13 protein-coding genes are annotated in these 10515 nt (G+C 63.5%); 7 read left to right on the top strand and 6 right to left on the bottom strand.

The window, feature by feature from the left end; genetic code table 11:
* From EOA22_RS13615 to EOA22_RS13630, 4 genes are all read left to right on the top strand, one after another.
* A partial coding sequence (locus EOA22_RS13615) for an ABC transporter substrate-binding protein (RefSeq protein ID WP_127390022.1) occupies positions 1-952 on the top strand: 952 nt, incomplete at its 5' end.
* A 76-nt stretch (positions 953-1028) separates the two neighbouring features.
* Positions 1029-2132, top strand: a complete 1104-nt coding sequence (locus tag EOA22_RS13620; protein ID WP_127390023.1) for an ABC transporter ATP-binding protein — start codon at positions 1029-1031, stop codon at positions 2130-2132.
* Positions 2129-3001 carry an ABC transporter permease gene (locus EOA22_RS13625; protein WP_063167572.1) on the top strand — a complete coding sequence of 291 codons (873 nt, stop codon included), beginning with the start codon at positions 2129-2131 and terminating at the stop codon, positions 2999-3001. The genes EOA22_RS13620 and EOA22_RS13625 overlap by 4 nt, the downstream gene beginning before the upstream one ends.
* The gene (locus EOA22_RS13630; RefSeq protein ID WP_063167571.1) at positions 2998-3798 is read left to right on the top strand and encodes an ABC transporter permease; all 801 of its coding nucleotides are present in this window, start codon (positions 2998-3000) and stop codon (positions 3796-3798) included. The genes EOA22_RS13625 and EOA22_RS13630 overlap by 4 nt, the downstream gene beginning before the upstream one ends.
* A 91-nt stretch (positions 3799-3889) precedes the next feature.
* Here the strand turns inward: EOA22_RS13630 and EOA22_RS13635 are convergent, their stop codons facing one another.
* The 6 genes from EOA22_RS13635 to EOA22_RS13660 are packed head-to-tail and all read right to left on the bottom strand — an operon-like array spanning position 3890 to position 8243.
* On the bottom strand, positions 3890-5149 hold the full coding sequence (locus tag EOA22_RS13635) for an ABC transporter substrate-binding protein (protein WP_013532975.1): 1260 nt from the start codon (positions 5147-5149) through the stop codon (positions 3890-3892).
* A 48-nt stretch (positions 5150-5197) separates the two neighbouring features.
* Complete coding sequence (locus EOA22_RS13640; RefSeq protein WP_063167570.1) at positions 5198-5626, bottom strand: DUF4440 domain-containing protein; 429 nt, start codon at positions 5624-5626, stop codon at positions 5198-5200.
* A complete protein-coding gene (locus EOA22_RS13645) occupies positions 5623-6678 on the bottom strand; it encodes an aldo/keto reductase (RefSeq protein WP_127390024.1) in 1056 nt (351 codons plus the stop codon). Before EOA22_RS13645 ends, EOA22_RS13640 begins: the two co-directional genes overlap by 4 nt.
* Complete coding sequence (locus tag EOA22_RS13650) at positions 6675-7028, bottom strand: TIGR04076 family protein (protein ID WP_013532978.1); 354 nt, start codon at positions 7026-7028, stop codon at positions 6675-6677. The genes EOA22_RS13645 and EOA22_RS13650 overlap by 4 nt, the downstream gene beginning before the upstream one ends.
* Position 7029: 1 nt before the next feature.
* Entirely contained in the window at positions 7030-7512 is a 483-nt protein-coding gene (locus EOA22_RS13655; RefSeq protein ID WP_013532979.1) for a DUF3830 family protein, read from the bottom strand.
* Entirely contained in the window at positions 7509-8243 is a 735-nt protein-coding gene (locus tag EOA22_RS13660; RefSeq protein WP_082826661.1) for a GntR family transcriptional regulator, read from the bottom strand. Before EOA22_RS13660 ends, EOA22_RS13655 begins: the two co-directional genes overlap by 4 nt.
* Positions 8244-8369: 126 nt before the next feature.
* On the opposite strand from EOA22_RS13660, the gene EOA22_RS13665 reads away from it, so the two are divergent.
* The 3 genes from EOA22_RS13665 to EOA22_RS13675 all read left to right on the top strand — a co-directional run.
* Complete coding sequence (locus EOA22_RS13665; RefSeq protein WP_063167568.1) at positions 8370-9167, top strand: ABC transporter ATP-binding protein; 798 nt, start codon at positions 8370-8372, stop codon at positions 9165-9167.
* On the top strand, positions 9164-9913 hold the full coding sequence (locus EOA22_RS13670; protein ID WP_063167567.1) for an ABC transporter ATP-binding protein: 750 nt from the start codon (positions 9164-9166) through the stop codon (positions 9911-9913). Before EOA22_RS13665 ends, EOA22_RS13670 begins: the two co-directional genes overlap by 4 nt.
* A partial coding sequence (locus EOA22_RS13675; RefSeq protein ID WP_127390025.1) for a branched-chain amino acid ABC transporter permease occupies positions 9910-10515 on the top strand: 606 nt, incomplete at its 3' end. The genes EOA22_RS13670 and EOA22_RS13675, both read left to right, overlap by 4 nt.

A 10515-nucleotide genomic window follows, 5' to 3' on the forward strand; every position in this document is an offset into this window, starting at 1 on the left:
CGCCGCAAGCCTGCGGGTACTGGCCGGGGGCGGCTACGCCGATGCCGACTGGGTCAAGGACTTCACCGCCGCGACCGGCATCGGCGTCGATGTCGTCTTCATCGGCAGCGACGACGAGATCTGGGCCAAGATCAAGGGCAGCGAGGGCCAGGACTTCGACGTCTTTGCTGTCAACACCGCCCAGTTGCAGCGCTACATCAAGGCTGACCTGGTGTCGCCGATCGACGTCACCAAGCTCGCCAACCAGAAAGACGTGCTGCCGCGCTTCCGCGACCTGACGGCGGTCAGCGGCGTGACCAAGGACGGCAAGGTCTACGGCATTCCGTTCTGCTTCGACTCCATCGGCCTGATCTACGACACCGACAAGATCAAGCCGGCGCCGACCTCGATGTCGGTTCTGTGGGACCCGGCCTACAAGGGCAAGGTGCTGGCGTATGATAATGGCGAGCACAATTTCTCGTTCACCGCACTGACGCTCGGCTACAAGGATCCGTTCAACCTCAATGAAGAGCAGATGGCTGCAGTCAAGGCCAAGCTGGTCGAACTCAAGCGCAACGTGCTCAGCTTCTACACCACCGCCGACGAGGCGCAGCAGATCTACCAAAACAATGATGTGGCCCTGATCTGGGCCAATTACGGCCAGCAGCAGGTCAAGGCGCTGCAGAAGATCGGCGCCCATGTCGCCTATGTCAATCCGAGCGAGGGCGCGCTTGCCTGGCTCGACAACTGGGTCATTTCCAAGGGTGTCCGTGATAATGCGGCAGCCGAGAAATGGATCGATTTCATGCTGAGCAAGAGGGTCGGCGGCGAGCTTTCCGAGCGCACCGGCTTCGGCAACACGGTGACGGAAACCGGCAGCGCCGGCGGCAACGACAAGCTGGTCTGGCTCAACAATGTCGAGGACCCGCTCAAGCGTTCGGACATGTGGAACGAGGTCAAGGCAACGCCCTGATCTTTGTGCCCTCTGCCTTCGAAGGACCCGGCGGTCCGGAGGTTCCGGACCGCCGAAGCGTATGCGAGAGTATTTCATGAACCAGAACACCGACCTCTTGACGCTGCGGTCCGTCTCGAAATCCTACGGCACGGTCCCCGTGCTGCACGACATCGACCTGTCGATCAAGGACGGTGAGTTCCTCACCGTTCTTGGACCATCCGGCTCCGGCAAGACCACGGTGCTGCGGCTGATCGGCGGGCTGGAACCCCTGACGTCGGGCGAGATACGCCTGGATGGGCAAGACATCAGCCGCATGCCGATCAACCGGCGGCCGTTCAACACCGTGTTTCAGGACTATGCGCTGTTCCCGCACCTGACCGTTTCCGGCAATGTCGGTTACGGGCTTTCGGTTCGCCATGTCCAGCGCAAGGAAATCGCGCGCCGAGTCGCGGAGGCGCTGGAACTGGTCCAGCTCGGGCGTTTCGCCGACCGCTTTCCGGCGCAGCTCTCCGGCGGTCAGCGCCAGCGCGTCGCACTCGCCCGTGCGCTGATCTGCCAGCCGCGCCTGATCCTGCTCGATGAGCCGCTCGCCGCACTCGACCTCGAACTGCGCCGGCAGATGCAGGTGTTCCTAAAGTCCATCCAGCGCGAAATCAGGACCACCTTCCTGTTCGTCACCCATGACCAGGAAGAAGCCATCGGCATGGCCGACCGGATCTGCGTCATGGAGGCCGGCCATATCCGCCAGCTCGGCACGCCGCACGACCTTTACTACAGACCGAATTGCGAATTCGTCGCGCGTTTCTTCGGCGAGAACAATCTGGTGGCCGGGAAACTCGGACCGGTCCAGGGCGAGCTGCGATCGATCGAGACGGCGCTCGGGCGCCTCATCTGTTCGATCAGCGACCAGCCGCATTTGAAAGCCGCAGCGGAAGGCGCCAGCGCTTACGCCGCGTTCCGTCCAGAAGCCTTGCACCTTGCGGATGCAAAGGACACCGACAACCGTTTTTCCGGCACGATCTCCGATCTGGCCTTTGCCGGCTCGTCGACCGTCGCCGCCATCATGGCCGGCGCCGACAATGCCGCGCAGCGCTTGCGGCTGCGCGTGCCTAGCCGCGTCGACGGCAGCGCGCTCAAATCCGGCGAGGCTGTATCGCTTTCGTTTGCGCCGCATGAAGGCCATCTGGTGCTGGCATGAGCGAAGCCGGATCGACACTGCCTGCGGAAAGACGGCTGTCACTGCTGGTGACGGTGCTGGCGTTTGCCTTGCCGGTGGTCTTCGTCCTGGTGCCGCTGGCGATCTTCCTCGGCTACAGTTTCTTCAGCGTCGACCAGGGCACGATCGTCTACGGCTTGTCGCTGGGCAACTATGTCAGGTTCTTCACCGATCCGGTCTTTCTGCCGGTGTTCTGGAACACCATCGTGCTGTGCGTGTCGGTGGCCATCATCTGCATCCTGCTTGCCTATCCCGCCGCCTATTTCCTGACGACGCTGAAAGGCCGCTGGCGCTACGCCTTGCTGATGCTGCTGCTGGTGCCACTGCTGATGAGCTACGTCATCAAGATCTATGCGATCCGCAGCATCCTGGGCCTCAACGGCTTCCTCAACAAGGCGCTGGTGGCGCTTGGTATCCTGCAGGAACCGTCGACGCTTTTTGTGTTCAACATGAACGCCATCCTTTTGACGCTGACCCTGCTCCTGATCCCCTTCGCCATCCTGCCGATCTTCCTGTCGCTGGAGCGGATTCCGCAGGTGCTGCTGCGCGCATCCGACGATCTCGGCGCGAGCGGCTTGCAGACCTTCCTGCGCATCACCTTGCCGCTCAGCCTGCCCGGCGTCGCTTCGGCGGCGAGCTTCGTCTTCGTGCTGGCGATCGGCGATTTCCTGACGCCGCAAATGGTCGGCGGCATCAGCGGCTTCACCTTCGGCCGCATCCTCTACAGCCAGTTCGGCACGGCCTATAACTGGCCGTTCGGCGCGGCGCTGTCGGTGGCGCTGGCCGTCGTGGTGATCGCCGCAATCCTCGTCGGCGAACGCTTTGGCCGCAACCCGGGGACTTCGGTATGAGCGCCCTGCCCCGACTGTCCACGATCTTTCTGGCCGTGATCACGACACTGGTTGCGGTGCTGCTCTACAGCCCACTGTTCGTGCCGATCGTGTCGTCGTTCTTCACCATTTCGCATGGCTCCGTCGACTGGTCGTCGCCGACCCTGTCGACCTATGTGGCGCTGGCTGAAAACCACGACATATTGGTCGCTCTGCGCACGACGCTGATCGTCGGCGTCTGCACCGTCATCCTGTCGGTGGTCAGCGGAACGCTGCTGGCGCTCTATTATCATGGGCGCCGTTCCGGACGCTCGCTGCTGCAGTTCATCATCTTCCTGCCGTTCCTGATGCCGCCGATCATCAGCGGCCTGGCGCTGCTGATCTTCTTCCGCGAGATCGGCCTCGAACGCTCGCTGCTGACGGTCGTTATCGGCCATACGGTTTTCGTGTTGGCGATAGTCTACCGCACGGTACTGATGCGGCTGCAGTCGATGAGCCGCACGCTGGTTGAAGCGTCCTACGATCTCGGTGCCACGGGCTGGCAGACCTTCTGGCGCATCATCCTGCCGAACCTGTCGAGCGCCATGGTCGGCGGCGCCATCCTGGCCTTCGCCCTGTCATTCGACGAGACCATGATCACCATCCTGGTCACTGGCACGCAAAGCACGCTGCCGGTCAGGCTGTGGGCGATGATGCGGCTTGGCTTCTCACCCGATATCAATGCGCTGGTGGCGCTGATCCTGATGTTCACCGTGCTGCTCTGCGTGCTCGCCGCCCGCTTTCTCATCCCCAGGCAAGTTGCGACGGAACGGACGTGAGTGCCGGGCAAGAGCGCCGCAATGAGGCAACCATATTCTTGGCCCGGCATCGATGCTGACATAATCGATGCCGGACCAAACGGAATGATGCTTACTGAAGCTTGGCCTGCAAGGCGTTGACATCGTCGGTGGTCATTTCACCGTCCGTCGCTACCTTGCCGTCGACGATCTTCCACAGCCGGAACGGGCCTGTGATGTCGCCATATTTATCGAAGGCGACCGGGCCGATGACGCCTTCGTAGCGGATCGGCTTGCCGTCCTTGATCAGGCCGAGCGCCTTGGCGAACTCTTCCTTGCCAGCAAAGATCGGCGTGCCGGCCGGATCGACCGCCTTGTACATCGCGTCCTTGATCTTGGCCGGGTCCTCAGAGCCGGCAATGGCGATGGCGAGGCCAACAATCGCGCCGGCGTCATAGGAACGGTCGGCTGCCGGATTGGTCGGTTCGATGCCGGAGAATTCCTTATAGTTCTTGGTGAAATACTCCGTCGAGGCCGTCGGGCTGGTGCCGGACGACGTGCCGTAAGCTTCCTTCAGATAATCGGCGCCGACGGATTCGATGAAGTCCGGGCTGTTCATGCCGTCATTGAGCAGGAATTTCTGCACGCCGCCCTGCGAGATCCAGGTGCGGGCGACCGTGGCGCCGTCGACCGGTGTGCTGACGAGGTAGAGACCGTCCGGTTCACCGGCCATTGCCGCGGTGACTTCGGAGGCATAGCTCGACTGCTTTTCATTGTAAGGCGTGTCGGAGACGATGGTGCCGCCGAGCGCTTTGTAGGCACGCGAGAATTCGGCCACCATGTTGACGCCGAAATCGTTGTTGACGTGGATGATCGACAGCTTCTTGAAACCCTTGTCGATGGCATATTTGGCGGCGGCGACACCCTGTAGCGCATCGGAGGTGATGGTGCGGAAGAAGATGCCGTTGGTCTTGCCGTCGCGGCCGAGCGCGGTGAGCGTCGGCGAGGACGATGCCGGGGAGACCTGGACGATCTTGGCCGGTGCCGTGACCGATGTCAGGATTGGGATCGACACCGAAGAAATGATGCCGCCGATGATCACAGGCACTTTCTTGACCTGCACAAGCTGAGTGGCGGCGTCGACCGCGATGTTGCCCTGGCTCTGGCTGTCGCGCGTGTCGGTGACGAGATCGCAGCCGCGCACTCCGCCGGCTCCGTTGATGTCGCGGAAGGCCATCTCGACCGACTTGGCGCCGGCCTGGCCGTATTCACCGGCCGGGCCGGTCAGCTCCATGACGAGGCCGACGGTGATCTTGCAGTCGGCGGCCTGAGCAGCACCCGCCATCGTGACGAGGGCCAGCGCTGTGGTGAGTTGGAGTATCGTCTTTGTCATTGTTGTTCCCCTTTCGTTACTCGACTGTATTTGAACTCTGGAGCTTGTTCAGCGTTCCGGCACCTGCAGCCAGGTTTCATGCAGATGTCGCCATTCGACGCCGTTGGGCGCCGATGAACTGGTGGTGAAGACGGCGCTCGATTGACGGCGGCTGTGCTTGCCTGCGCGCAGCTGCGCTTCGACATAGAGGACGACGATAATATCCGCGTCCTGCCAGCCGGGCCGGATGTCCTCGATCGAAATGGCGAAACCATCGTCGCAGGAAGCACGGCTTGCGCGGACATGGTCGACGACCGCTTCGCGATCGAGGATCTGCCCGTCCGGCGCCACCATGCTGAGGTCCTTGCCCATGGCGCGTTCGAAGCGGCCGAAGTCCACCGTGTTGGCTCGCGCGGCGACGAACCAGTCGACGAAGAAGCGGTGCAGGTCGATGATTTCGGCGCTGGCGCGTGAAAACAGGGAGGGTTCGCCGCTCATTTCTTCCCCGCATTGAGGTTGTAATGCATGATCGAACCGTGGCGGCCGCGGCGGTCGCGCTCCAGCGTGTAGACGTCACCTTCGAGGCCGGTGCCTTGCGCGATGACGGCCGCAATCCGCTCCCGGTCCTCGGCGTCGAGCGCAACGTCCATGATTTTCGCATTGGCGATGGCGTGGGCCTGGTTGCGGGCGCCGACGATGACCGCCGCCACTTGCGGCTGCTCCAGCACCCAGGCGCTGGCGATGGTGGCGACGTCAACGCCGTGGCGGTCGCCAACGGCCTTCAGCGCCTGCAGCCAGTTGTGGAACGGCTCCCAGCCGCCAAAATCATCGATGATCAGCTTGTACTTGACCAGCGAGCGGTTTTCGAGCGGCGTGGCGGGCTCGGCCGCACCGAGCCATTTGTTGCTGAGGAAGCCGCCGGCAACTGAGCCATAGCAGAGGAAGCTGACGCCGTTCTGTTTTGCGAGCGCGGCCAGGCTGTTGCCCGGGCGCTGGTCGAGCACGGAATATTGCAGTTGCTGGCTGACCAGTGGGATGCCGGCAGCGAGTATCTCGGCGAGCCTTGGCGTGTCGAAATTGGTGGTGCCGAGATTGCGCACCTTGCCCTCCAACCGAAGCTCGTTGAGCCAGCCCATGGCATCGACATAGCGCGGCTGTTCATAGTCCCACCAATGGAACTGCACGAGATCGAGCCGCTCGGTCTTCAGCCGCCGCAATGACTGGTCGACGATGCGCCTGATGTAGTCGCGGCTGATACTGGCCAGCCGTTCGAGGTCGGGCACCAGCTTGGTGTGCACCTTCATCCGGGCCGCGACGTCGAGGCCGCGCTCGCTGGCCAGCTGCAGGCGCGCGGCACCGATCAGCTCCTCGACGCCGGTGTAGATGTCGGCGCAATCATAGGTCCAGATGCCGGCATCGAAAGTGGCGATCAGATCGGCCACCGCCTGGCTGCGATCAATGGCGCCGTGGCCGCCAGCCAGCTGCCAGCCGCCGCGAATGACGCGCGAGATGGTGTAGCCGGGGCCGAGTTCGAAGGTCTTGGCGGTCATCTAAGGTCATCCTCTTTCGGCAGCGGCACCGCCGTCGTCTCGGCGTGGCTGAACCGCCGCTTGGCGGCCCTGACGATCCGCAGCCGGCTGCCGCAATTGGGATCGGGACAAGCGATCTCGGCGTCCGAGGTCATCCAGTCGTTCGGGTGGGTTGGGCGCTGCTTGGCTGCCAGCAGCGGCAACACGGCGGCGATCGAATAGATCGAAAAACCCTGCCCTGCCGGCATCGACAGCATCTCGCCCTTGAGCTCGAAATAGTCGCCTTCCTTGGCGCCGCAATAGATAGGTTTGTCCTTGGGGATGATCGCCTCGACGCGAAGGTCGAACAGCTCGAAACCGTCGTCGGCCATGTCAGGCCTCCATCAGGCTGAAGGTGACATCGCAGGCGCCGTTGCGGCGGATGACACCGCACGCGGCGGCGAACCGGTCACGCTCTTCGACGCGCACCTGCGCCACCACACTGCCGGCCAGCCAGCCTATCGGGAACAAGAGCCGCGCGCCCTGCCCGTAGTAGAGGCCAATGTCGAAGATCGCATTGGGATTGCCGCCCCACATGCGTGGCGGCACGTAGGACAGTACGATGTCGCCCGGCTGCGGGTTCAGCGTCGCGTTCTCGGCCGGCAACGGTTTTGCATAGGCCTGGCCCTCGAGGTCGGCTGATGGAACCGGACAGGAAATCTCAGGCCCCGTCCACATCGCATGGATGCCCGGAACAACGCGTGGCGTGCCGAGGTAGGCCAAGAGGAAGGCAGCGTTTTCCGGCGCCTTCTCGGGCAGCAGCAATGCCGTTACGGAAAGCTGCGAGCGCGGCTCGGTGATCCTGATGGCGGTCATGTCTGGTCTTTCACGGCGGCGGCCTGCAGCTTGCTGCGCAGGAAGGTGAAGGGTCGGCTGATGTCGGCGACCAGCGACTCGCGCGCCGCCTGCGCATCCTGCGTGGACAGCGCCGTGACGATGCGGCGGTGATATTGGGCGGTGTCGACCTCGCCGGCTTCCGAGAAGGCGTAGATGGCGACACGAATGCAGGGACCCGATTGCAGCCACAGGCTCTCGATCATCGGGATCAGCACGGCCGAACCGCAGGAGCGGTAGATCTCGAAATGAAAGCTCTGGTTGAGCGTCACTTCGCGGTCGACGTCCTTCTTGTGTTTCAAAGCCCGCATCTCGTCCCATTCGGCGAGGATGGTTTCGATGGTGGCGATCTGGCGCGGACCCATGCGGGCGGCGGCCAGCGCGATCGCCTCGCCCTCGATCAGGATGCGAGCCCGCAGGAGATCGTCGAGGCGTTCCAGCGTGATCGGCGGCACGCGCACCGAACGGTTGGGCAGCGCCTCCAGCGCCTTTTCCGTGATCAGCCGGCCGAGCGCCTCGCGCACCGGCATGGTCGAGGTGACCAAGGCGTCAGCCAGGCCACGGATGGTCAGCACCTGGCTCGGTTCGAACAGGCCGCCAATCAGGGCGCGGCGCAGCTCGGAATACACGCGGTCCTGCACGGTCTCGCGGCCGACCGGCGCAAGCTGGGCCGCGATCACCTCGTTGTTCTTTTCGATGGCAGCCTTTTGCATGGAATTCCGTTCGTGGCCGGTTTTCGGCTTGCGGAGGAAATTAAAGCCGAATAGCGTGATCAACGCAAGTGTGATCACAAATCATAATCAGGAGGCGGCAGCGATCGTCTTCGGCCAGAGGGTTTGATGAGCGAGGCAACCAAACGGCAAGGGGAAATCCGCGCGCCGGTTCTGACGGCAAGGAATGTCGTCAGGCGGTTCGGCGGCCTTGTCGCGGTCAACGACGTCTCGTTTAACGTCAAAGCGGGCGAAATCCTCGGCCTCATCGGCCCCAACGGCGCCGGCAAGACGACGATGTTCGACCTGCTTGCCGGCAGCATATTGCCGACCAGCGGCGAAATCCTTCTCAACGGCACGAGCGTCTCGGGCGAAGCCGCACATCTGCGTATCGGCCGTGGCCTTGGCCGCACGTTTCAGATCCCGCGCCCGCTGCCCAACCTGACGCTGATCGAAAACATCATGCTGGCGGCGCAGGGTCAGGCCGGCGAAAAGCTGCTTGCCAATTTCGTCACGCCATGGCGCGTCGCCGCGCAGGAAAGGGCCGCCAGGACAAAGGCGCTTGAACTGCTGGAACTGGTCGCCCTCGCCCATCTCGCGCATGAGCCGGCGCGCGTGCTTTCCGGCGGTCAGCGCAAGCTGCTCGAACTCGCCCGCGTGATGATGGCCGATCCGGCGATCATCTTGCTCGACGAACCGGCGGCCGGCGTCAACGCGACGCTGCTCGAAGTCATCATCGACCGCATCCGCGACATCAATGCGCGCGGTATCACCTTCCTGCTGATCGAGCATAATATCGACATGGTGACGCGGCTCTGCCATCGCGTCCTCGTCATGGCGAGCGGCCAGTTGCTCAGCGAAGGCACGGCCGAAGAGGTCGCTCGCGACCCGCGCGCCATCGAGGCCTATCTCGGAGGCGCAGCATGAGCGAGATCGTTCTCGATGTCCGCGACCTCGAAGCCGGCTACGAGCCCGGCGTGCCGATCGTGCGCGGCGCCTCGATCACCGTCGCCAAGGGCGAGATCGTCGTGGTGCTCGGCCCCAACGGCGCCGGCAAGTCTAGCTTCATCAAGGCCATCGCCGGCCTCGTCCCGATCACCGGCGGCACAGTATTTCTGGACGGGAAGGACATCACTGCCGCGCCGGCCCACACCATGGTGCGCCTCGGGCTGGCCTTCGTGCCGCAGACCGAAAACATCTTCCCACTGATGTCGGTCGAGGACAATCTCAGAGTTGCTTGCGGCATCCTTGAGCGGCGCGAGATTCCTGCGCGCACCGAGGAGATGTATGCCGCCTTCCCCGATCTCGTCCGCCAGCGCCGCACCGCCGCCGGCAACCTCTCGGGCGGACAACGGCAGATGCTCGCCGTTGCGCGGGCGCTGATCGTCCACCCCAAGGTGCTGGTGCTAGACGAGCCGTCGGCCGGCCTGTCGCCGAAATTCGTCTCGATGGTGTTCGAGATGCTGGCAAACATCCGCAAGTCCGGCGTCACCATCCTGCTCGTCGAACAGAATGCCAAGGCAGCGCTCGCCATCGGCGACCGCGCCTATGTGCTGGTCGAAGGCAAAGACCGGCACGAGGGCATTGCCTCCGAGCTGTGGAACGATCCGGTGGTCGCCGAACTCTATCTCGGCCAGCGCCCCCGCAAGTCCGGCACAGGAGGTGGGGCATGAGCTTGCAATTTGTCGTCGACGGATTGCTGACGGGTTCGATGATCGGCCTGGGCGCCATCGGCGTGACGCTTACCTATTCGATCCTGGGCACCTATGCGACGCTGGCCGTCGTCAGCGCCATCGGCGCGACAGTCGGCAAGGTGGCACCGATCGCACCGCTGTCCTTCGGCTGGCCGCTGATTGTCGCGCTGGTCGTCGGCATGGCGTTCACCGCTTTGCTGGCGCTGCTGCTCGACAAGGTGCTGTTTTCGCGGCTGCGCTCGCAAGGCCAGGCGATCATCGTGGTGATGGCGAGCTTCGGTGCCTCGATGGCGCTGAGAAGCCTGCTCGAATTCACCTTCACCTCGCGGCCGACCTATTTCAGCCGGGCGATCCAGATCGCCATGCCGGTCGGCTTCGGCATCCGCATCACATCAGACCAGATCGCGCTTTTGCTGCTGACCGCGGTGCTGGTGCTCGCCGTGCATCTGTTGATGACGCGCACGCAGACCGGCCGCTCGATGCAGGCCCTGAGCCAGAACTCGGCACTGGCCCGCATCGTCGGCATCGACGTCGCCAGCGTGGTGCGCGTCACCTGGGTCATCGGCGGGGCGCTGGCCTTC

The sequence above is a fragment of the Mesorhizobium sp. M7A.F.Ca.US.014.04.1.1 genome (assembly GCF_003998745.1).
In the GTDB taxonomy this organism is placed as follows: Bacteria; Pseudomonadota; Alphaproteobacteria; order Rhizobiales; family Rhizobiaceae; genus Mesorhizobium; species Mesorhizobium ciceri.